This is a genomic window from Pseudacidovorax sp. RU35E, assembly GCF_900156165.1.
Lineage (GTDB): Bacteria > Pseudomonadota > Gammaproteobacteria > Burkholderiales > Burkholderiaceae_C > Xenophilus.
Map to the genome: position 1 here is coordinate 196,412 of NZ_FTMY01000001.1, position 22,608 is coordinate 219,019.

Annotated in this window: 19 protein-coding genes and 1 tRNA gene; 13 read left to right on the forward strand and 7 right to left on the reverse strand. The window is 67.1% G+C overall.

The features are described 5' to 3' along the window. Positions 1–17: 17 nt before the first annotated feature. The 10 genes from BXA03_RS00740 (at position 18) to BXA03_RS00785 (ending at position 13,322) form a co-directional block, all read left to right on the forward strand. A complete protein-coding gene (locus BXA03_RS00740; RefSeq protein WP_076503285.1) occupies positions 18–848 on the forward strand; it encodes a TIGR03084 family metal-binding protein in 831 nt (276 codons plus the stop codon). Beyond that, on the forward strand, positions 845–1,714 hold the full coding sequence (locus tag BXA03_RS00745) for a DUF2156 domain-containing protein (protein ID WP_076503286.1): 870 nt from the start codon (positions 845–847) through the stop codon (positions 1,712–1,714). Before BXA03_RS00740 ends, BXA03_RS00745 begins: the two co-directional genes overlap by 4 nt. A gap of 707 nt (positions 1,715–2,421) precedes the next feature. Further along, positions 2,422–4,044 (forward strand): acyl-CoA carboxylase subunit beta, encoded by a 1,623-nt coding sequence (locus BXA03_RS00750; protein ID WP_076503652.1) that lies wholly within the window; start codon positions 2,422–2,424, stop codon positions 4,042–4,044. 29 nt (positions 4,045–4,073) lie between these two features. Further along, complete coding sequence (locus tag BXA03_RS00755; RefSeq protein WP_083715792.1) at positions 4,074–6,071, forward strand: acetyl/propionyl/methylcrotonyl-CoA carboxylase subunit alpha; 1,998 nt, start codon at positions 4,074–4,076, stop codon at positions 6,069–6,071. A gap of 108 nt (positions 6,072–6,179) precedes the next feature. Continuing rightward, on the forward strand, positions 6,180–7,742 hold the full coding sequence (locus tag BXA03_RS00760; RefSeq protein ID WP_076503288.1) for a long-chain-fatty-acid--CoA ligase: 1,563 nt from the start codon (positions 6,180–6,182) through the stop codon (positions 7,740–7,742). A 239-nt stretch (positions 7,743–7,981) separates the two neighbouring features. Further along, the gene (locus BXA03_RS00765; protein ID WP_076503289.1) at positions 7,982–9,061 is read left to right on the forward strand and encodes a GGDEF domain-containing protein; all 1,080 of its coding nucleotides are present in this window, start codon (positions 7,982–7,984) and stop codon (positions 9,059–9,061) included. A gap of 343 nt (positions 9,062–9,404) precedes the next feature. Next, the gene (locus BXA03_RS00770; RefSeq protein WP_076503290.1) at positions 9,405–11,732 is read left to right on the forward strand and encodes a TonB-dependent receptor; all 2,328 of its coding nucleotides are present in this window, start codon (positions 9,405–9,407) and stop codon (positions 11,730–11,732) included. A gap of 18 nt (positions 11,733–11,750) precedes the next feature. After that, a complete protein-coding gene (locus tag BXA03_RS00775) occupies positions 11,751–12,437 on the forward strand; it encodes a Fe2+-dependent dioxygenase (RefSeq protein WP_076503291.1) in 687 nt (228 codons plus the stop codon). A gap of 25 nt (positions 12,438–12,462) precedes the next feature. Further along, positions 12,463–12,768 carry a PepSY domain-containing protein gene (locus BXA03_RS00780; protein ID WP_076503292.1) on the forward strand — a complete coding sequence of 102 codons (306 nt, stop codon included), beginning with the start codon at positions 12,463–12,465 and terminating at the stop codon, positions 12,766–12,768. A gap of 8 nt (positions 12,769–12,776) precedes the next feature. Further along, the gene (locus BXA03_RS00785) at positions 12,777–13,322 is read left to right on the forward strand and encodes a cytochrome b/b6 domain-containing protein (RefSeq protein ID WP_076503293.1); all 546 of its coding nucleotides are present in this window, start codon (positions 12,777–12,779) and stop codon (positions 13,320–13,322) included. A 241-nt stretch (positions 13,323–13,563) separates the two neighbouring features. Here the strand turns inward: BXA03_RS00785 and BXA03_RS00790 are convergent, their stop codons facing one another. After that, on the reverse strand, positions 13,564–13,923 hold the full coding sequence (locus BXA03_RS00790; protein ID WP_076503294.1) for a response regulator: 360 nt from the start codon (positions 13,921–13,923) through the stop codon (positions 13,564–13,566). Between the two features lie 27 nt (positions 13,924–13,950). Between BXA03_RS00790 and BXA03_RS00795 the strand changes: the two genes are divergently transcribed. Further along, entirely contained in the window at positions 13,951–15,054 is a 1,104-nt protein-coding gene (locus tag BXA03_RS00795) for a sensor histidine kinase (RefSeq protein ID WP_076503295.1), read from the forward strand. Positions 15,055–15,131: 77 nt separating this feature from the next. Here BXA03_RS00795 and BXA03_RS00800 read toward each other — a convergent pair. The 3 genes from BXA03_RS00800 to BXA03_RS00810 all read right to left on the reverse strand — a co-directional run bounded on the left by BXA03_RS00800 (position 15,132) and on the right by BXA03_RS00810 (position 17,105). Beyond that, positions 15,132–15,207 (reverse strand) — tRNA-Ala (locus tag BXA03_RS00800). Between the two features lie 34 nt (positions 15,208–15,241). Further along, positions 15,242–16,219, reverse strand: a complete 978-nt coding sequence (locus BXA03_RS00805; protein ID WP_058641074.1) for a GMP reductase — start codon at positions 16,217–16,219, stop codon at positions 15,242–15,244. A gap of 223 nt (positions 16,220–16,442) precedes the next feature. Continuing rightward, positions 16,443–17,105: an OmpW/AlkL family protein gene (locus BXA03_RS00810; protein ID WP_076503296.1), complete on the reverse strand. Its 663-nt coding sequence runs from the start codon at positions 17,103–17,105 to the stop codon at positions 16,443–16,445. 212 nt (positions 17,106–17,317) lie between these two features. On the opposite strand from BXA03_RS00810, the gene azu reads away from it, so the two are divergent. Further along, positions 17,318–17,770 carry an azurin gene (gene azu / locus BXA03_RS00815; protein ID WP_076503297.1) on the forward strand — a complete coding sequence of 151 codons (453 nt, stop codon included), beginning with the start codon at positions 17,318–17,320 and terminating at the stop codon, positions 17,768–17,770. A 48-nt stretch (positions 17,771–17,818) separates the two neighbouring features. Then, on the forward strand, positions 17,819–20,236 hold the full coding sequence (locus BXA03_RS00820) for a UvrD-helicase domain-containing protein (protein ID WP_076503298.1): 2,418 nt from the start codon (positions 17,819–17,821) through the stop codon (positions 20,234–20,236). A 24-nt stretch (positions 20,237–20,260) separates the two neighbouring features. On the opposite strand, the gene BXA03_RS00825 is transcribed toward BXA03_RS00820, so the two are convergent. Genes BXA03_RS00825 through BXA03_RS00835 form a run of 3 tightly spaced genes read right to left on the reverse strand, consistent with a single transcriptional unit; the run spans position 20,261 to position 22,531 of the window. Next, positions 20,261–21,061, reverse strand: coding sequence for a BPSS1780 family membrane protein (locus BXA03_RS00825; protein WP_076503299.1), 801 nt, complete (start codon positions 21,059–21,061; stop codon positions 20,261–20,263). Positions 21,062–21,102: 41 nt separating this feature from the next. Continuing rightward, positions 21,103–22,155: a homoserine kinase gene (locus BXA03_RS00830; protein ID WP_076503300.1), complete on the reverse strand. Its 1,053-nt coding sequence runs from the start codon at positions 22,153–22,155 to the stop codon at positions 21,103–21,105. Positions 22,156–22,162: 7 nt separating this feature from the next. Continuing rightward, on the reverse strand, positions 22,163–22,531 hold the full coding sequence (locus BXA03_RS00835) for a hypothetical protein (protein ID WP_234983552.1): 369 nt from the start codon (positions 22,529–22,531) through the stop codon (positions 22,163–22,165). Positions 22,532–22,608: the final 77 nt, after the last annotated feature.

The window sequence follows — 22,608 nt, forward strand, 5'->3', positions numbered from 1 at the left end:
ACAAGACGACGAAAACGATGAACGACACCACCGACGACCTGCGCGCCGAGTACGCCGAACTGGCCGGGCTGGCGCGCGGCCTCAGCCCAGAACAGTGGCGCCTGCGCAGCGACTTCTACGGCTGGACGCCGTGGGATGAGATCGCACACCTGCTGTTCTTCGACGAGACCGCGCTGCTGGCCTCCACCGACGCCGAGGCCTTCGCGCGCGACACCGCGACCCTCACGGCACAGCTGACGGCCGGTCGCGAGATCAGTGCCATCGCGCGCGAGAAATACGGCCATCTCGATGGCGCGGCCTTGCTGGCCCAGTGGGAGCCGGTGTCCGCGCAACTGACCGACGCCCTGGCTGCGCTGGACCCGAAGGCGCGGCTGCCCTGGTACGGCCCCAGCATGAGCGCGCGCTCTTTCGCCAGCGCGCGGCTGATGGAGACCTGGGCCCATGGCCAGGACGTGTGGGACGTGGTGCGGCGTCGACGCCCGGTCGGTCCGCGGCTTCGGCACATCGCGCACATCGGTGTGACCACCTTCGGCTGGAGCTTCGTCAATCGCGGCCTGCCGGTGCCGGCGGTGGTGCCGTACGTGGAACTGCAGCCACCATCCGGCGGCGCAGAAGGCGAGGGCGCCTGGACCTGGGGCGACCCGGCCTCGCCCGAGTGGGTGCGCGGCACGGCCGAGGACTTCTGCCTGCTCGTGACGCAGCGGCGCAACCTGGCCGACACGGCGCTGCGCCACAGCGACGGCGCCGCGCGTGAATGGCTGCAGATCGCCCAATGCTTTGCCGGCGAACCGGCGAGCGCGCCGCCGCCCGGTGTGCGCCGCGTGGACTACCTCGACCCTGTCGCTTGAACGGCCTGCCGATCACGCTGGACCTTCAGCCGCGCATCGACGCCGCGCTGGCGGCCTTGCGGGCGGGGCAGGGCGCGCAGGCGCTGTCGGACCATGCCTTCTCCAACCTGTACCTGTTCCGCGAGGCCCATGCGTACCGCTTCCTGCCCGGCGACTGGCCGGGCGTGGCGGGCCGCACCTACGACGGTGCCACGCACTTCATGCCGCTCTTCGACATCGGCACTGCGCCGTTGCCGGTGCTGGATGCCTTGATCGAGACGCACGGCTGTCTCTATCCGGTGGCCGAGCGTCAGCTCCAGACCTTGCCGGCCGGACGCTTCGTATGGAGTGCCAACGACGACGACGCGGACTACCTCTATGCGGCCGAGTCCTTCCGTGACTACGCAGGGCGGGCCCTGGCCAAGAAGCGCAACCTGGTGCGCCAGTTCCTGGCCCACCATGCGCCCGAGGCCGTGCCCTTCGGCCCATCGTTGGCGGCAGCGGCGCGCGAGGTGCTGGCGGGCTGGATGACCCAGAAGGGCAAGGGCGCGGGCGAGGCCGACGAGCACGCGTGCCTGGAGGCCCTCACGCACGCCGATCGCTTCGGGTTCGAGGGCTTCGTGTACTTCGTGCAAGCGAAGCCGGTCGCTTTCGTGCTCGCACAGGCGCTGGCGCCGGGTGTGTTCGCCATCCGTTTCGCCAAGGGGCTGGACAGCCATGTGGGCATCTACCCGTTCATGTTCCAGCACTTCTGCCGGTCGTTCGCGCGTCCGGTGCTTTGGTTGAACTTCGAGCAGGACATGGGCAATCCGGGGTTCCGGCAGAGCAAGCGGTCGTATGCGCCGCAGGCCTTGCTGGCGAAGTGGCGGGTGGCGCTCGTCGGGTGATCCCATGCGTTCGCCGAAGCGCGGGCGGTGCGGTGGCCCAACGTGGTGTCGATGGTCCGGCCGCGGCGCCGATGAGGGCTCGGTCGTTGACGATGGTCCGGCCCTGGTGCCGGTGAGGGCGTGTCGGCGCTTCGAGTGGGGCGGTCGGCGCTGCGCGCCGACGTCCCTGCGGTGCTCGGTCGAACGGGCCGCGGCATAACTCGCGACGTTCACTGCGTTCACTCTGCTCGGACAAATGCCGCGAGTCAGATCACGAAGCAGGCCTGTCCTCCGGCAGGCCTGCAGCCCGTCCGCCCTGCGCTCCTCGGCGCCCCACAGGCGCGCCGCCACGCCCTCACCGGCACCAGGGCCTGCGGATGGTTGATCGGCCGGCATGAGTGCTGAGCCGACGGTCGAGACCTTTGCTTCGTCGGTGCGTTCAATCCAGCACTGGCCTCCCCAGTGCACCACCACTGTGTCCCGCGCGTCGGGGCCGGGGCCTGGGGGCCGCGGGCGATTTCTGAAAAAGTATGAGCCCGCGGCCCCCAGGCCCCGGCCCCGACGCGCGCACCCCGGACCGAAGTGCGCCGTGCACCCCCGACCGAAGTGCCCCGCTCACGCCAGACAGCCACTTCGCGCAAGACCCGCAACGCCTCGCTGCCTAAGCTGACCCCATCCCACATGGCAGGCGTCCGCAGCACCGCAGACGCATGCACCAGAAGCAGCCCATGGCCATCATCGAGTCGACCATCTCCCCCGGCAGCGATGCCTTCGAAGCCAACCGCGCCGGCATGCTCGCGCTGATCGAGCGCGTGCGCACCTACCAGCAACGCAGCATCACCACCTCTGCCAAGTCCAGAGAGCGCTTCGAGAAGCGCGGCCAGTTGCTCCCACGCGAGCGGCTGGCCCTGCTGCTCGACCCCGGCACGCCCTTCCTCGAGATCGGTGCCCTCGCCGGCCTGGGCCTCGACAACCCGGATCTCGAGAAGAGCGTCCCCGGCGGCGGCGTCATCGGCGGCATCGGCTGGGTCAGCGGGGTGCGGGTCATGGTCAATGCCTCGGACTCCGGCATCGACGCCGGCGCCCTGCAGCCCATGGGCATCCCCAAGCAGCTTCGCATGCAGGAGCTGGCGCTGGAGAACAAGCTGCCCTACGTGCAACTGGTGGAGTCGGCCGGCGCCAACCTCATGACCTACAAGGTCGAGGAATTCGTCACCGGCGGCACCCTGTTCCGCAACCTTGCGCGCATCTCCGCGGCCGGCCTGCCGGTGGTCACCGTCACGCATGGCTCGTCCACCGCGGGCGGGGCCTACCAGACGGGCCTGTCGGACTACATCATCATGGTGCGCGGCCGCTCGCGGGCCTTCCTGGCCGGGCCGCCGCTGCTCAAGGCCGCCACCGGCGAGATCGCGACCGAGGAGGAACTGGGCGGCGCCCTCATGCACACCAGCATCTCCGGCCTCGGCGACTACCTGGCCGAGGACGACCGCGACGCCATCCGCCTGGCCCGCGAGATCCTGGCCAACATCGACTGGCAGCGCAGCATGCCGGCCGAGCCGGTGCGGCCCTTCAAGCCGCCGCGCCATGACGCGGGGGAACTGCTGGGCATCATGCCCATGGACCACAAGCGGCCCGTGGACATGAAGCAGGTCATCGCCCGCATCGCCGACGACTCCGACTTCCTCGAATTCGGCGCCGGCTACGGCGGCGCAACGGTCGTCGGCCACATCAGGATCGAAGGCATGCCGCTGGGCATCGTCACCAACAACGGGCCCATCGACCCGGCCGGAGCGGCCAAGGCCACGCACTTCATCCAGGCCTGCTGCCAGTCGCGCACGCCCATCCTCTACCTCAACAACACGACCGGCTTCATGGTGGGCCGCGCCTACGAAGAGGCCGGCATCATCAAGCACGGCTCCAAGATGATCCAGGCCGTGACCAATGCGACGGTGCCGCAGATCACGATCTACTGCGGTGCCTCCTTCGGCGCCGGCAACTACGGCATGTGCGGCCGTGGCTTCCACCCGCGCTTCTGCTTCAGCTGGCCCAATGCAAAGACGGCGGTGATGGGCGGCGAGCAGGCGGCGCAGACCATGGTCAACGTGACCGAGGCCGCCATGAAGCGCAAGGGCGGCGAGGTGGACCACGCCAGGCTGGTCGAGCTGGAACGCCGCATCGTCGAGCGCTTCGACAGCCAGATGAGCGTGTTCACCACCAGCGCGCACCTGCTGGACGACGGCGTGATCGACCCGCGCGACACCCGCGCCGTGCTGGGCAACGTGCTGGCCATCTGCCGCGATGCCGAGCGCCGGCAGCCGCAAGCCATGCAGTTCTCCGTGGCACGGCCATGACCTCCCGCGACCGATCGAGCACCCACGCCATGACCGTCGACACCCCCGCGCGCACGCCCTTCCGAAAGATCCTGATCGCCAACCGCGGCGAGATCGCGCTGCGCATCATCCGCACCGCCCGGGCCCTGGGCTACCGCACCGTGGCCGTCCATTCCACCGCCGATGCCGGCGCACGCCATGTGCGCGAGGCCGACCAGGCGGTGTGCATCGGCGAGCCGCTGCCCGCGCAGAGCTACCTGCACATTCCCGCGCTCATCGACGCCGCGCGCCGCAGCGGCGCCGATGCGGTGCACCCGGGCTACGGCTTCCTGGCCGAGAACGAGGACTTCGCCCAGGCCTGCCACGACGCCGGGCTGGTCTTCATCGGCCCCTCGGCCGAGGCGATCCGCGCCATGGGCAACAAGGCCGGCGCCAAGGTGCTGATGCAGGCCGCGGGCGTGCCGTGCATTCCGGGCTATCAGGGCGAGGACCAGAGCGAGGCGCGCCTGGCCGACGAGGCGGGGCGCATCGGCTTCCCGGTCATGATCAAGGCCACGGCAGGCGGCGGCGGCCGGGGCATGCGGCTGGTGAACAGCGCGGCCGAGTTTCCCGAGCTGCTGCGCAGCGCCCGCTCCGAAGCGCAGAGCGCCTTCGGCGACCCCGAGGTGATCCTGGAGCGCGCCATCGTGCGGCCGCGGCACATCGAGATGCAGGTGTTCGCCGACCGCCACGGCCACGCCATCCACCTGGGCGAGCGCGACTGCTCGGTGCAGCGCCGGCATCAGAAGCTGATCGAGGAGGCGCCATCGCCCGCCGTCGACGCCGACCTGCGCGCGCGCATGGGCGCCACCGCCGTGGCCGCCGTGAAGGCCATCCGCTACGAAGGCGCGGGCACGCTCGAGTTCCTGCTCGACGCCGAGGGCCGCTACTACTTCATGGAAATGAACACGCGGCTGCAGGTGGAGCATCCGGTCACCGAGGCGATCACGGGCCTGGACCTGGTGGCACTGCAGTTGCGTGTGGCCGCGGGCGAGCCGCTCGCCATCGCGCAGGAGGATGTGCAGTTCAGCGGCCATGCCATCGAGGTGCGCCTGTGCGCCGAGGACGCCGACCAGGGCTTCATGCCCCAGAGCGGCACCATGGCCCTGTGGCAGATGCCGCCGCAGCTGCGGGTGGAGCATGCGCTGCAGTCCGGCGCCGAGATCCCGCCCTACTACGACTCGATGATCGCCAAGCTCATCGCCCGCGGCGACAGCCGCGAGGACGCGCGCCGCCTGCTGATGGCCGGCCTGGAGGACGCGGTGGCGCTGGGCGTGACCACCAACCAGGCCTTCCTGCACCGCTGCCTGGGCCACGAGGTCTTTGCCGCCGGTGGCGCGACCACCGCCTTCATCGCCGAGCACCTGGCCGCGCTGCTGGCGCCCGATGCGGCCCTGCGCGCGCGGGCCGCGGCCATCGCCGCCGTGCTGCTGTACGAGACCACCGCGGCACCGCAGGCGCCCGGCCAGCGCCGGCTGGCGCCGAGCCTGCCCATCGGCATGCGGCTGCAGGTGGGCGGCGAGACCGTGGTCGCCAGCGTGGTGCTGACGGCAGAGGGCGCCTTCGCGGTCGGCTTGGGCGATACCCACCACCGCATCGCGCTGCGGACCATGGAGGGGCACCGCGCACGCTTCACCTGCGATGGTCTTGAGGAGAGCGTCGTCTTCCACCGTGACGGCGCCAACCTGCTGATGCAGTACGCCGGCCTGCCGATCCGCATCGAGGACCGCACCCGCGCCGCTGCGGCCCGCCAGGGCGATCCGGGCGGCGACGGCAAGGTGCGCGCCTCCATGAACGGCCGCGTGGTGGCCGTGCAGGCCGCTATCGGCGACACGGTGCAGGCCGGCCAGCCGGTCCTGACGCTGGAGGCGATGAAGATGGAACACGTGCATGCCGCACCGGTGACCGGCCGGCTGATCGCACTGCACGTGAAGCCCGGCGACCAGGTGGCGGCGAGCCGTGTGGTGGCCGAGATCGAGGCCCAGGCCCCCGCTGCTACGCCGGCCTGAGGCGATTGCCGCGCGCGCCGCCGCACCGGCGGCCCGACACGACAGGGCAGTGCCCGCGACACGGCGCGCTGCATGTGCACCCCGACACCACCGACAACGGAGACACCCATGGAAGACCTCACCCTTCTCGATGGCCTGCGCCGGCAGCTGGCCGAGCGGCCGGACGCCATCGCCTACCGCCAGGGCGAGCGCCGACTCAGCTACCGCGATGTCGACGCCTCCACCAACCGGATCGCCCATGCGCTGGTCGCTGGCGGCATGGGCCGCGGCACGCGCGTGGCGGTGCTCACCAAGCAGCATCTGGACTGCATGCTCGTGACGCTGGCGGCCTGCAAGGTCGGCGCCGTGTGCATGCCGGTGAACTGGCGGCTGGCCGCGAAGGAGGTGGAGTACATCGTCAACCACGGCAAGGCGCCATTCCTCATGGTCGATGCCGAGTTCCTGCCGGTGGTGGAGAAGGCCGAGCTGCCGGGCGTGCGCGTCCTGGTGGGCACCGCGGGCGACTCGGCGCTGCCCTCCCTGGCCCAGTGGTGCTCGGGCCAGCCGGACACCTTCGTGGCGGTCGCCGCGGACACGCACGATGCGGCGCTCCAGCTCTATTCCTCGGGCACCACGGGCCTGCCCAAGGGCATCGTGCTGACGCACGCGGGCCTTCTGTCCACCTCGCGCACGGTGTCGCATGATTGGAAGTTCGACCATCGGCATGTGATGGGCAATCCGCTGCCGGTCTTCCATGTGGCGGGCATGACGATGCTGCTGCTCACGCTCTACACCGGCGGCCAGACCTCGTCCTACCCGGACTTCGATCCGCGCAGCTATCTTGCCGCCTTCGCCCAGCACGGCATCACCCACACCTTCGTGGTGCCGGCCATGATGCTGTTCATGCTGCAGGTGCCCGAGGCGAAGTCCTTCGACTTCAGCGGTCTGCAGCTCATGGCCTATGGTGGCTCGCCGGTGAGCGAGTCGGTTCTGCAGCGCGCCTTCGAGGTCTTCGGCTGCGACTTCCTGCAGGTCTATGGGCTGACCGAGGTGTCCGGTCCGGCCACCTTCCTCTTCCCCGATGACCACCGCGCCGGCAATGCCGAACTGCTGCGCTCGGCGGGCCGGCCCATCGGGGGTGGGCGTATCCGCATCGTCGATCCCATCGATTTCAAGGACCTGCCCGATGGGGAAGTGGGCGAGGTCTGGATCGAGTCCGATCGCAACCTCAAGGAATACTGGCGCAACCCCGAGGCCACGGCCGCGGCCTACCCAGAGGGTCGCAATGCGAATGGCGGCTGGTTCCGCTCGGGCGACGCTGGCTATGTGAAGGACGGCTATCTCTACATCAACGACCGCATCAAGGACATGATCGTCTCGGGTGGCGAGAACATCTATCCGGCGGAGGTGGAGAACGTGCTGATGCGCCACCCGGCCGTGGCCGACGGCGCCGTCATCGGCGTGCCCGATGCGACCTGGGGCGAATCGGTCAAGGCCTGCGTGGTGCTGCGGCCGGGCACCGCGGCGGATGCGCGCGCCATCATCGACTTCATGCGCGAGCACCTGGCGCACTACAAGTGCCCGAAGACCATCGACATCGTGGAGACGCTGCCACGCAACCCGAGCGGCAAGGTTCTCAAGCGGGTGCTGCGGGAGCCCTACTGGAAGGGCCAGTCGCGCGCCGTGGGTTAGGCGGCACGGCTGCACCAGGCCGGGCAACGCGATCTCGGCGGTATGGCCTAGGTTGTAGGGACGAGGCGCGCGCGTGCGCGTCGTGCAATATGTCGCAGAATGGCCGCCGAGATGGAGCCCCTCAAACGTATTCGCCGCGGCAGGACGCGCGTTCGCCCCCCGATCCGGCCGTGAAGACATTGCCCTTTCGCGCGCCGCCCCGTTCTGCCCACAGGCGGCGCGTCTACTGGGTGGTCCGGATGAACCGACGCAACAGAAGCATCTTCTATGTGCTTCTGTTGCTGACCGTGGCTTCGTACCTGCTGCAGGTCGGCGCGTCGCCGATGACCTGGGTGCTGCTCGTGCTGCAGTTCGCCGTCTATCCGCAGGTGGCTTACTTCGTGGCCTTGCATGCCGACGACCAGCGCAAGGCCGAGCATCGCAACCAGCTGCTGGACGGGTTCTGGGCCGGCTGCTGGATGGCAGGCCTGGGGTTCCCGTTGTGGATCGCCTTCGCCATGTTTGCAGGCGCCTGTCTGCACATGGTCGTGTTCTACGGCCTGCGCGGCCTGCCCATGGTGCTGGCCGCCATGGGCCTGGGCGCCGGTCTGGTCGCGTTGGCTGGCTCCGGCAGGGCGCTGCACTTCGATACCGATCTGCGCACCACCGCGCTGTCGATGCTGTCGCTCACCCTGTTCTTCGTGACGTACGCGCTCGACGGCTACCGACGCGCCATGTACCAGCATGCGAGCGAAATGAAGCTCCGGGCCCAGGTCAAGGAAATCGAGGCGCTGCAGGCCCAGCTTTATCAGCAGACGATGTGCGATCCGCTGACCGGCCTGCTCAACCGACGCCATCTCGAAAAGGCCTTGCCCTCCGCGGTGGACCTGGCACGTGCCCAGGGCCGTCCGCTGGCGCTGCTGGTCGTCGACATCGATCACTTCAAGCACGTCAATGACGAGCATGGCCACGCGGTGGGCGACGAGGTGCTGCAGGCGCTGGCGCTCCTCATGAAGGACGTCGCGGTGGGCCAGGACGACCTGGTCTACCGCTACGGTGGCGAGGAATTCGTGCTGGTGTTGCCAGGCCGGGACGCCGACGCGGCGCGGAACACCGCCGAGCAGCTGCGGTTGGCATTCGTCGGCAAGCCCATCCGCCGCGGCGACGGATGGATCGGCGCCACGCTGTCCTGCGGCATCGCCGAATTCCCGACCCATGGGCTTCATGCGCGGGAGCTGCTGCGATCGGCGGATGCCGCCCTGTACCGGGCCAAGGCGAACGGACGCAACCGCACCGAGACATCCAGCGCGGCCCTGGCCGAATTCGGCCGACACGTCTGAGGGGCGCGCCGCCCGCGAGTGGCAGCAGGGCCGATCGCTGCAGGCGGCCCGGGCCCAACCGACCGGTCGTCCGGCACGCGCACCGGCTTTCGAGCGTCCTGGGGAATCGTCGGTCAGGGTGCGTTGCGCAAATGAAACAATAGTCATTCTCAGCAACATCGGTGAAGACATCGCGGATATATTCCGCCGCTTCCCGGCAAGCCAGATCCCCGCGGACAGCCAGCCTCTTCCCTTCCTGGTCATCTTGGAGGCCGACTTGGCTCGTCATCCGCACCCGGCGCAACAGGCCGTTGCCCCTTCTTCCGCGTTCGTCGAACGTTCTGCTTTTCCCCTCGGGGCACTCATGCTCGCCGCGTCGGTGACGAGCTGGGCCCAGCAACCCGAGCCCGCTGGCGGCACCCTGAGCACGGTGACCGTCACCGGCGAGCGGGAGCGACAGGGCAAGGAAGACCTGCAGACCAAGAAGACCAGCATCGGCAAGGGCACGCAGGACATCCGCGACATCCCACAGTCGATCAACGTCATCACCGAAAAGCTGATCGACGACGTGAAGCTCGACACGCTGAAGGACGCACTGCACTACTCGGCGGGCATCACCTTCGCGGCCACCGAGAACGGCACCGACCAGGACATCCGCCTGCGTGGCTTCCCGGTGGCGAGCACGGGTGACCTGCTGATCGACGGCATGCGCGATCCCTCGCAGTACGACCGCGACACCTTCAACCTGGAGCGCATCGAAGTGATGCGCGGTGCGGCTTCGATGATCTTCGGCCGGGGGTCGACGGGCGGGGTGATCAACCAGGTGACCAAGAAGCCGCTGCTCGCGGACCAGACCGACGTGGTTGGCACCGTGGGCTCCGGCAGCTATTACCGGACGACGGTGGATTTCAACAAGCGCACGGGCGAGGACAGCGCGTTCCGGCTGAACGCCATGTGGAACAAGGCGTACAACGACGGCGCCAAGATCGACAAGAACGGGATCGCGCCGTCGTACAGCTGGGGCATCGGCTCCGACAACGAATTCAACGTCGGGTTGTTCCACCTCGATGTCGACAACCGGCCGCTGTCGGCCGTGCGCTGGATCCAGGATGGCCGCCAAGGATTGACGGGCTACAACGCCCGCGGCGTGCCCACCTTCGGCGCGCTGAGCACGCTTGCGCAGACGCGGCCTGGCAACTTCTACGGCACCACCGCGGACAAGCTGCTTGGCAAGGCGGACTATGGCAATGCTTCGTGGCTGCACCGCTTCGCCGACGGCAGCGAGTTGAAGACGCAGATCCGCTCGGGCACGTTCGACCGCCAGCAGGAGGCCTCGGTGGCCGGCTTCGGCACCACCTTCGGCCAGCCGACGACGGCCGCCAACCTGAACGATGCGACCGTGCTCACACGGGCCGCGCTGACGCCGCGCAAGGACCAGTACAAGGGCACCTACCTGCAGAGCGACTACAGCAAGGAGTTCGAGCTCGGCAGCACGCGGCACTCGCTGCTGGCCGGCGTCGACGCCTCGAAAGAGTCGGCCGACCGGTTCCAGAACAACGGCTATCTCTTCAACGCCAGCGGGCGCGGCCTCACACTGGGAACGCGGCCCAGCACCTTCGTCGGCACGTCGGGCGACGGCGCGGTCTTGGGCGGATCGGGATTGACGCCGTCGTACCGGCCTTCCAGTGCCTATTCGGCCAAGGCCTTCGGCGTCTATCTGCAGGACCTGGTGCAGGTGGCGCCGGAGTGGAAGATCCTGGGCGGGGTCCGCTACGACAGGCTCTCGGGCGATTTCGACCAGTACAGCTACACCAACCCCAGCTGCGTGAACCGCACCACCGGCGCGACGATCGCCTCGCCGACGAACTTCTGCCAGGGCGGTGTGCAGACCTACCGCCCGGGTTCGCCGATCCCGGTGACGACCACCACCCACCTGTCCCAGGGCGCCTGGAGTTACCGCACCGGTGTGCTGTATCAACCGTCGCCGACGCAGTCGTACCACATCTCGTACGGCACCTCGTTCAACGCGTCGGCGGACACCTACCAGTACGTCACGCCGCAGACGGCGAACACGCCGCCCGAGAAGAGCCGCAACATCGAGATCGGTGCCAAGCTCGATTGGCTGGACGGCAAGCTGTCCACGCGTGCAGCGCTGTTCAAGACCGAGAAGACCAACGAGCGGACGAGCGACTCCGACTTCGCCGGCGACTCGTACCTGCTGTCGGGCAAGCGCCATTCGCAGGGGCTCGAACTGGACGTCATCGGCCGGCTCAACGCGCAGTGGGAGGTGTACTTCTCGTACTCGTTCATCCCCCGCGCAACGATCGACAAGGTGGGCAGCACCGCCACGCCCGGCACCGTGGGCGCCCGTGTCGGTTTGACGCCCAAGCACAGTGGCGCCGCCTGGATCAGCTACCAGGCCACCCCCAAGTTCCGGATCGCGGGCGGCATTCGCGGCGCTTCGGAGAACCGACCGCTCCAGGGCACCAGCGGCGCGGCCAGCTACACCGCCCGTACGCCCGGTTACGTGGTCGGCGACCTGATGGCCGAGTACAAGTTCACGCCTGACGTCTATGCGCAGATCAACGTCACCAACGTGACCAACAAGCTCTACGGCGATCAGCTGTATCCCGGCTTCGCCATCGCGGGCCAGGCCCGCACGGTGCTCTTCACGCTGGGCACGCGGTTCTGACATCGGTACGCTTGCGAGATGCTGGTCCACATCCAAGGTCTGCTCGACGCGGCTGAACTCCGCGAGGCGCAATCGATCCTGGCCGATGCGCCCTGGGAGGATGGTCGGCTCACTGCCGGCGAGCAGTCGGCCCATGCGAAGAACAACCAGCAGCTTCGCGAGGACTGCGACGCCACCGTGGCAGTGCAGCAGCTGCTGCTCCGGGGTCTCGAGCGGCACGCGGTCTTCTTCTCAGCTGCATTGCCCAAGCACATCTCGCCGCCGCTGTTCAACCGGTACGGCGGCGCGTCCAACAGCTTCGGAAATCATGTGGACAGCGCGGTGCGCTTTCTCCGCAATGGAGCGGGCCGCGTGCGCACCGACGTGTCGTGCACCGTTTTCCTTGCCGATCCGGCGGACTACGACGGCGGCGAACTGGTGGTCGAGGACACCTTCGGTGAACAGCGCGTCAAGCTCGCGGCGGGCGACATGGTGCTCTATCCGGGCACCAGCGTGCACCGTGTCCTGCCCGTTACGCGCGGCCATCGCCTGGCCAGCTATTTCTGGATCCAGAGCATGGTGCGCAGCGACGAGCAGCGACGGCTTCTCTTCGAGATGGACAACCACCTGCGGCACGTGCGCAGCCGCTTCGGTGAAACCGACCCGGGGGTGGTGGGCCTCACCAGCACTTATCACAACCTGCTTCGCATGTGGCTCGACGTGTGAAGCCTTCAAGCATCACCACCTGATCATGAACAGACGCAACGACTTCCGGTTTCCCGCCCTCGCGCTCCTGCTTGCGGCCCCGTGCGCCGTGCTCCACGCCCAGACTGTCGACCATGCAGCCGTGCGCTGCGAAGCGATGCCCAAAGAGGAGATGCGGCCGCAGATGGAGCTGCAACGCAAGCTGAGCGGAGAAGGCTGGAAAGTGCGGCAGATCAAGAATTTCAACGGTTGCTACGAGGTCTACGGCTTCGATGCTGCCGGCCGCCGGGTCGAGGTCTTCTTCAACCCCAAGACCTTTGAGAAGGTCGGCGAAGTCGCGCAACCGTCGTAGTGCCACCGATGGCGAGCGCAGGTTCGAAGGACGCGGCCACGGTCGCCGTGTGGAGCGTGCCGCAGCGCGTCTGCCACCTGGCTTTCATCGTGGGAGTCACGACGGCATGGTTCGCCGGCGAGGCGTACCAGCATGTCCATGATCTCGCCGGGTACCTGGCCCTCGCGGCCGCTGTCGCACGCATACTGATCGGCGTCTGGGGCGGGCCGCATGCCCGGTTCACGGCGTTCGTGCGCAGGCCGCGGGCGGTCCGCCAGTATGCGCGGACGTTGCTGGCCGGCCGCGAGCAGCGTTACCTTGGCCACAACCCGCTTGGCGGTTGGATGGTGATCGCGCTGCTCGTCGCGCTGGTGGTGACTTGCACGACCGGGGCGCTTTTCACGACCGACGCCTTCTGGGGTCTTGCCTGGCTGGAGCAACTGCACAGGGCCTCCGCCTGGACGGTCGTGGGGCTGGTCGGTGTCCATGTGACCGCCGCCGTTTGGATGAGTCTGCGGCACCGGGAGAACCTGGTGGGCGCAATGGTGAGCGGAAAGAAGCGGCCGGAGCGCTGAGCCGCGATGATCGATGACGACTTGCCTCGAATGGCAACAAGAAATGGGCAAAGAAGCTCAGTTGCGGGGAAGTCCCTAAAGCAGGGTTAGGGCCAAAGGTATGGCGCACAAACCAAGCGTCATGACACCGATATCGCAAACGCGGACGTTTACGGGCCAAATATTGCGCCACCGTATGTCAGACAACGCCTATTTCCGTGTGGGTCTTCACTCAAATATGGGGTGGCCCCAGAATTGCGCGTCAACGCAGGATGGCCAGCAGCCCGTCCATGTCCACCGGCTTGCTCAGCAGATGATGAAACGGGTCACCGATCTTCATTGCGGCCAGGCGGTGAACGTTTCCGGACAGGGCAATCAAAAGGGGCTGCGCGTCTCGTGAGTGCTTGGCGATGAGGCGCGCCGCTCGCTCGCCGTCCAGCTTGGGCATCTCCAGATCCATGACGACGGCATGAGGAGCAGAGCGGTCCGCGGTGTCCACCGCCTCCAGTCCGTCGTGGGCCACAAGGACGGAACAGCCCTCGATCTCCGACTCTAGGATAAGCTTCAACAACGCAGTTGCCTGCGTCTCATCGTCCACCACCAGTAGGCGCTTCCCATTCATTTCGTTTCCCACAATTTGGAATCACCTATGAGGCTCGCAGATTTTCTAGAACAGAACGAAGAAGAAATCCTGCGCGAGGCGGCCGCGTTCGCGAAAACACTTCCCGCATTGAAGACCGCGTCAGAAAAAACCCTCCGCGATCATTTTGCGCAGTGCCTTGGCGACATCTCGTCGGACTTGCGAACGGCGCAGAGTAGGACGCAGGCCTACGACAAGAGCCAGGGACTGGCACCAAGATCCTCCACGGTGACGGCGGCCGAAGAGCATGGGGAGGCTCGGGCCCAGAGTGGCCTGACGGTCAGCCAGCTGATTTCAGAGTATCGCGCGCTGCGGGCGACGATTATTCGGCTTTGGCTGGAAAGCAATAGCAGTGAAGCCGATGTGGTCGACGATCTCGTTCGTTTCAATGAAGCGATCGATCAGGCCGTGGCTGAATCCACAGAGGCATTTGAGGCGAAGGTCGAACACTGGAGGCATATTTTCCTCGGCGTCATCGGTCACGACCTCCGTGCCCCTCTCAATGCCATTTCGTTGACGGCAAAATATCTGCAAAGCGCTTTCCCCTCTGAAGCAAGAAGTCACCTGTTGACGATCTCCAACAGCTCAAAGCGCATAGGCACCATGCTGGATTCGTTGCTTGACTACAGCAGCAGTCGCGGTGGTTCTGCAATGACGCTGAAGAAAAGCAGATCCAATATGAGCAAGGAATTGCTCGAGGAGTTGGAAATTCTTCGAGCAGCTTTCCCTCACCAGGAAATTTCCTTTGACGTCATCCAGACCATTGAAGGCAGCTTTGATGTATCTCGCGTGCGCGAGGCCTTCGCCAACTTGCTGTCCAATGCGGCAGAGCACGGCACTGCAGGGGTGGTCAAGGCAAAACTGAAAAAGGCTGGTGACGTGGCGGAAATTCAGGTCTGCAATGCAGGAAAGATTGCGGACGACAAATTGGAAGGAATCTTCGAACCCTTGAAGCGCGGACAAGGGTTTGAGACAGGTCACAGAACCAACCTTGGCTTGGGACTCTTCATCTGCAAGCAGATTGCACTGGCGCATGGCGGCGACATCACCGTCAAGTCCGATGACGGCATTGTGCGCTTCACCCTGACGATTCCGCTGCACGACGCCAGTTGACGTGGAGCAGCCTCGTGGCACACCCGGAGTGCGTACAAAAGAAAAAACCCGTTGAAACTTCAACGGGTCAGATCTGTTGGTGGAGAGGAGGAGGATCGAACTCCCGACCTCCGCATTGCGAACGCGGCGCTCTCCCAGCTGAGCTACCCCCCCAACAATCGCGCGATTATAGGCGCGCGAATGGCGTTCACATCAAGAGGTGCTCGCCGGCGTTGTCGCCGCCGAGGATCACATAGTTGACCTTGCGGATGTCCATCAGCTGCTTGCCGCCGGCGTAGCTCACTGCGCTCTGCAGGTCTTCCTGCATCTCGCGCAGGGTGCCTTCCCAGGTGCCGCGCACCGGCTCCAGGATGCGCTTGCCTTCGACGTGCTTGTATTCGCCCTTGTTGAAGTCCGAGGCCGAGCCGAAGTATTCCTTGTAGCGCTTGCCGTCCACCTCGACGGTCTCGCCGGGGCTTTCCTCGAGCCCGGCCAGCAGCGAGCCGATCATCACCATGGTGGCGCCGAACCGGATGCTCTTGGCGATGTCGCCGTGCTCACGAATGCCGCCGTCGGCAATGATGGGCTTGGAGGCCACGCGGGCGCACCACTTGAGCGCCGACAGTTGCCAGCCCCCCGTGCCGAACCCGGTCTTGAGCTTGGTGATGCACACCTTGCCCGGGCCGATGCCGACCTTGGTGGCGTCCGCGCCCCAGTTTTCGAGGTCGATGACGGCCTCGGGGGTCCCGACGTTGCCCGCGATCACGAAGGTCTGCGGCAACTTCTGCTTGAGGTAGCCGATCATCCGCTGCACGCTGTCGGCATGCCCGTGGGCGATGTCGATGGTCACGTAGTCGGGCACCAGACCTTCCGCGGCCATGGCGTCCACGGTGCGGTAGTCCGCGTCCTTCACGCCCAGCGAGATCGAGGCAAACGCACCCTGTGACTTCATTCGGCGCGTGAAGGCCAGGTTGTCGAGGTCGAAGCGATGCATCACGTAGAAGTAGCCGTTCTGTGCGAGCCACAGGCAGCGTGCCTCGTCGATGACCGTCTTCATGTTGGCGGGGACCACCGGCAGCTTGAACCGGCGGCTGCCGAGTTGCACGGTGGTGTCGCATTCCGCACGGCTCTCCACGCGGCATTTGCGCGGCAAGAGCAGAACGTTGTCGTAGTCGAAGATTTGCATGGCAGTCCAGGCTCCGGGAATCGTGGTTGAACGAAAAAATGAGCGCTTGGCCTGGCCGGTCGTCTTGTGCCGTCATTGCAGGAAAGACAGGGCACAAAAAAACCGGGCGCAAGAATCTTGGGCCCGGTGATTGAGTGTAGGCGCGCTTGGCAGCGCGGGACTTACGGGTTCGCGTATAGCCTCTATGGACGCAAGGTTGTGAGGCTTTCGCTGCGGGGTGAGGTCAGAAGCGGTAGCCGATGCCCACGCCCACCAGCCAGGGGTCGATCTTGACCTTCGAGACGGTCTGCCAGCCCAGACGGACGTCGGAGTCGATCTTCACCTTCTTTACGTCGAAGTTCAGGAACCACTGCGGGGCGATCTTGATGTCCACCCCTGCGCCCAGTGCGAGGCCCACGCTGCTCTTGTCGAGCGACAGGGCACCCACCGTCGGCACCGCCAGGTGTGTCGAGCTGATGCGCGTGTAGTTGAGGCCCACGCCCGCGTACGGGCGGAAGGTGCCCTCGGGCAGGAAGTGGTACTGCAGCATCAGCGTGGGCGGCAGGTGCTTGAAGCTGCCGATGTCCACCGGGCCGCCCAGGGCGCTCTGTTGGACGGTCACGCGCTGCTTCTGGGGCACGGTGAGCACCAGCTCGGCGGCGATGTTGGGCGTGAAGAAGTAGGTCACGTCCAGCTCGGGGATGGTCTTGTCGTTGACGTGGATGGCGTCGGCCGGGACGAGCAGCGAGGGGATGGCGCTGGACTTGTTGGCCGGATCGAGCCGCACGGCACGTGCACGCACGAGCCAGTTGCCTTCGGGCGTCGAAGTGCTCTGGGCAAAGGCGCCGCCGCTCAGCAGCGCGGCAAGGAGGAGGGTGGTGCCCCGGAGGGCGAACAGTCTGGACATACGCTGTGCTCTGGTTGTGAATGCCAGGTCAGTGTCTGCAAGGGACTTGCGGCCGGTGTTGACGCGGCGCAAGTCCGCGGGGCCGTGCGAAGGCCACTGCCGGTTGCTTGATCCATGTCATGCGGATGCTGTGGTGCGCTTCGCACAATGCCCCTGCGGCTCGCGCTGGCGCGGCCGCATCCCGACTTCAACCGCATCCCGAAAGACTCTCCATGTCGTCTCGTTTCATCGTTGCCGCAGCCCTGCTGGCCGCTGTCTCCACGCCCCTCTACGCCGCCGACTGCAGCGTGCAGATCGAAGGCAACGACGCCATGCAGTTCAACAAGACCGCCATCGAAGTGCCCAAGGCCTGCAAGAGCTTCACCGTGCAGCTCAAGCATGCGGGCAAGATGCCCAAGGCGGCCATGGGCCACAACTGGGTGCTGGCCAAGACGGCCGACGTGCAGGCCGTGGCCAACGATGGCATCGCAGCCGGCCTGGACAAGCAGTACATCAAGCCCGGCGACACCCGCGTGATCGCCCACACCAAGGTCGTGGGCGGCGGCGAAAGCGATTCGGTGGCCGTGGACGTGAGCAAGCTCAAGGCGGGTGAGAGCTACACCTTCTTCTGCTCCTTCCCAGGCCATTCCGGCATCATGAAGGGCAGCTTCGCGCTGGCCAAGTAAGCAGCCCTGCGCGGGGCCGGCGCAGGCCCCGCTTCCTACAATCGGGGGATGTCTTTTCCTGGCCCCCACGCCGAGCCGACGGCGGCCGACTCCCCCCTTCTTGCCAACCTCAACGACGAGCAGCGCGCGGCCGTCACGCTGCCCGAGGGGCATTCGCTCATCCTGGCGGGCGCCGGTTCCGGCAAGACCCGTGTGCTCACCACGCGCATCGCCTGGCTGATCTCCACCGGCCAGGTCTCGCCCGGCGGCGTGCTGGCCGTCACCTTCACCAACAAGGCCGCCAAGGAAATGATGACGCGCCTGACGGCGCTGCTGCCCGTCAACGTGCGCGGCATGTGGATCGGCACCTTCCACGGCCTGTGCAACCGCTTTCTGCGCGCGCACTGGAAGCTGGCCAACCTGCCGCAGAGCTTCCAGATCCTGGACACGCAGGACCAGCTCTCGGCCATCAAGCGGCTGATGAAGCAGTTCAACGTCGACGACGAGCGCTTTCCGGCCAAGCAGACGCAATGGTTCATCGCCGGTGCCAAGGAGGACGGCCTGCGCCCCGGCGACATGCAGGCACGCGGCGAGGACGACCGCAAGAAGATCGAGCTCTATGCGCTGTACGAAGAACAGTGCCAGCGCGAAGGCGTGGTCGACTTCGGCGAGCTGATGCTGCGCAGCTACGAGTTGCTGCGCGACAACGATGCCGTGCGCGAGCACTACCAGCGGCGCTTTCGCCACATCCTGATCGACGAGTTCCAGGACACCAACCGCCTGCAGTACGCCTGGATCAAGATGCTTGCGGGCCATACCGATGCGCTGGGCCATTTCACGTCCGGCGGCAACAGCGTGCTGGCCGTGGGCGACGACGATCAGAGCATCTATGCCTTCCGCGGCGCACGCGTGGGCAACATGAGCGACTTCGTGCGCGAGTTCGACGTGCAGCACCAGATCAAGCTGGAGCGTAACTACCGCAGCTTCAGCAACATCCTGGACTCGGCCAACGCGCTCATCAGCCACAACAAGAAGCGCCTGGGCAAGAACCTGCGCACCGACCAGGGCCCGGGCGAGCCGGTGCGCGTCTACGAGTCGCCCAGCGACTTCGCTGAAGCCCAGTGGATGGTCGAGGAGATGCGGCAGCTGGTGCGCGACGACGTCGAGCGCAAGGAGATCGCCGTCCTCTACCGCAGCAATGCGCAGAGCCGGGTGATCGAGACGGCGTTGTTCAACGCCGGCATGCCCTACCGCGTGTACGGCGGCCTGCGCTTCTTCGAGCGGGCCGAGATCAAGCATGTGCTGGCCTACCTGCGCCTGCTGGAGAACGCGGACGACGACACCAGCTTCCTGCGCGTCGTGAACTTTCCGCCGCGCGGCATCGGCGCGCGCAGCATCGAGCAATTGCAGGACGCGGCGCGCAGCCGCGGCGTGTCGCTGGCCAAGGGCGTGGAAGGGCTGCCGGGCAAGGCCGGCGCCAACCTGGGCGCCTTCGTTGCCAAGGTCGACGTCATGCGCGAGCAGACACAGGGCCTGTCGCTCAAGGAGATCGTCGAGCTGGTGCTGGACGCCAGCGGCCTGGTCGAGCACTACAAGGCCGACCGCGAGGGCGAGGACCGGCTGGAGAACCTGGAGGAACTGGTCAACGCCGCCGAGGCCTTCGTCACGCAGGAAGGCTTCGGCCGCGATGCCGTGGCCCTGCCGGTGGACGAACTGCGCCAGAGCGCCGTCAGCCAGGGCCTGGACCCGAACCTGCCCGTGCTGGACGACCCGCTGGCGCCCGATGCCGACACCGGCGAGACGCTGAGCCCGCTCGCGGCCTTCCTCACGCACGCCGCGCTGGAGTCGGGCGACAACCAGGCCCAGGCCGGCCAGGACGCCGTGCAGCTGATGACGGTGCATGCGGCCAAGGGCCTGGAGTTCGACTGCGTGTTCATCACCGGCATGGAAGAGGGCCTGTTCCCGCACGAGAACTCGCTGAGCGACTTCGAGGGCCTCGAAGAGGAGCGCCGCCTGATGTACGTGGCCATCACGCGCGCGCGGCGCCGGCTGTACCTCAGCCATTCGCAGACCCGGCTGCTGCACGGCCAGACCCGCTACAACCTGCGCAGCCGCTTCTTCGACGAACTGCCGGAAGAGGCGCTCAAATGGCTCACGCCCAAGCAGTCCGGCTTCGGGCAGTTCGGCGGCAGCGGCGCAGGCGCTGGCTCGCGCGGCAACAATGGTGGCTTCGGCGGCTTCTCGTCGTCCGGCTACAGCGGTGGCTACGCCAGCGGCAGCCCGGCGCCGGCCCCAGTGCCGCAGCAGCGCGCGGCGCCCGCGCATGGCCTGCGCACCGGCATGCAGGTCTTCCACAACAAGTTCGGTGAAGGCACGGTGACAGCCCTGGAAGGCAGCGGTGACGACGCCCGCGCCCAGGTCAAGTTCAACCGCCACGGCATCAAGTGGCTGGCCCTGAGCGTGGCCAAGCTGACGCCGGTGGAGTGATGAAGTGCAGGGCGCGACGCGCCCTCACTCCACGCTGAAGCTGTCCCGGAAGGTGAACCAGGCGGAGGCGAGGAAGGCGGCCGAGAGCAGGAAGGAGCCGCCCACCATCACCGCCATGCCCAGCGCGGTTGCGCCGCTCACCGCGATGAGCAGCGAGGCGACCAGGCTCATCAGCAGGCTCAGCGCCAGAACCACGCCGGCCCAGGCCAGGCCGTAGAGGGTCAGGGCACCCATGTTGCGCCAGCAGGCCACCAGGCTGAAGAAGATGCTCTTGACCGGCGCCACGCCATGCCAGTGCACCAGCGCCGGTGCATGCCAGAAAGCCAACGCCACCGGCACATAGAACAGCAGTCGGGCCAGCACGGCGATCTGGAAGCCGGTGCTCTGCACCACCTCGGCCTGCGGGGCGCCATCGTTGCCGAAGGCGCCTTCGAACGGATCGCCGAAGATGAGCGTGGCCAACCCGCCTGCGGCCAGTGCGCTCAGTGCGTACAGCAGCCCCAGCACTGCCAACGGCTTCGCCTGGGCCCGCACGGCCTGGAGGGCCTGCAGGAAGATGCCGGCCGAGGCAGCCCGACCGCCGGCGGGAGCGGTGGCGCGGTCGTTCACCGCGAGCTCACTGGCCACCATCAGGGCCAGCGTGGTGGCCGGGCCGAGGGCCACGGCCAGCGGACCGCCGACGAGCGGCACCACCGACAGCATCGCGATCGCCGACATGAACAGCATGAACAGCGAGAAGAACGCCATCGGCTGACGGCGGAAGGCGCGCAGGCCCTCGCGCATCCATTGGACGCCGGTGCGGGGCGAGACGATTTGGAGTTTCATTGACGGAAGAGTTGGATCGGCCGGGGCCGGCGCGACGGCGCTCAGGCGCCCAGCGCTTCGGCGGCAGGTTCGGCCTGCAAGGCCGGCACCTGCGGCGACCGTACCCGCTCGCGCAGAACGCGTTCGAAGTGCGTCGGGTCGTGCGGCTTGAGCATGCTCGCCTCACGCGGGAGGTGGAAGTCCCACAGACGCGAGATCCAGAAGCGCAAGGCGCCAGCGCGCAGCATGGCGGGCAGCAACTCACGTTCAGCAGCGCCGAGCGGCCGGCGAGCCTGGTAGGCATCGAGCAGGGCGCGGGTGCGTGCGGGGTCGGCACGTCCGGTGGACAGATCGATGGCCCAGTCGTTCAGGCAGACGGCCAGATCGAACAGCCACGTGTCGGCGCCGGCGAAGTAGAAGTCGAACACGCCGGTCACCACCGGCAGCGTGCCACCCTTGCCGTCGTCGGCGAACATGGCGTTGTCGCGGAACAGGTCGGCATGCACGGGCCCGCGGGGCAGGGCGGCATAGGCCGAGGACCCCGCCACATGGTTCTGGTAGGCCAGTTCGCTGCGCAGCAGGGCGGCCTGGGCATCATCCACATGCGGCAACACCACCGGAACGGTCTCGTTCCACCAGGGCAGGCCGCGCAGGTTGGGCTGGACCTGTTCGTAGTCCCGGCCCGCCAGGTGCAACTGGGCCAGCAGGTCGCCCAGGGCGCTGCAGTGGTCGGCGGTGGGCGCCAGCTCGCTGCGACCCTGCAGTTTGCGCACGACGGCCGCAGGCTTGCCGGCGACGGTATGGAGCAGGGGGCAGGTCATGCCCGGGGCGCCAGTGTCGAAAAGGGGACCGGCCTCGGCGCCGAGCGCCGCCGGCTCGGGCACCGGCATGCCGCGCTGCGCCAGATGCTTCATCAGCCCCAGGTAATAGGGCAACTGCTCAGGGGTCAGGCGCTCGAAGAGCGTCAGGACATACTCGCCGCGGTCGGTTGTGGCGAAGTAATTGGTGTTCTCGATGCCACCCTCGATGCCGCGCAGTGCGGTGAGTTCGCCCAGCCCAAGGCGGCGCATCAGTTCGGCCGCTTCGTCGGCCTGGACTTCGGTGAAGACCGCCACGGGCGGCTCAGAACTTCATGACGTTCCAGACGCGCTTGCCGGCGTTGGAACTGGTGCCATCGGTCGCCCCGCTGCGTTGGCGCGTGCCGTCGCCGGGCTGGATGTCGTAGGACGGGAGGGCGGAGTCCTTGGGTTGCACCGTGATGCTCTGTGTCACGCCGCCGTAGCGCACCTCGTCGACCTTGGCGCCCCGGTCCTCGACCGTGATGTGCTCGATCTTCTGATTGCGGCGGCCGTCCAGCGGCTGCGATTCCGCCGTCGGGGCTGCCGAGGTTGTTTCGGGCGCCGGGGTCTGGGCATGGCCGAGGGCCGGAAGGATCGACAGTCCTGCCGCCAGCAAGGCGGCGCGCAGGGACGGGGAAGAATGGGCAGGCATGGTCGGACGATTGTAGGTGCGCACCCCCTCGGTCCGGGGTGGGGGCCCCTGTCGTCGAAGGGCACCGCGGGCCGTAG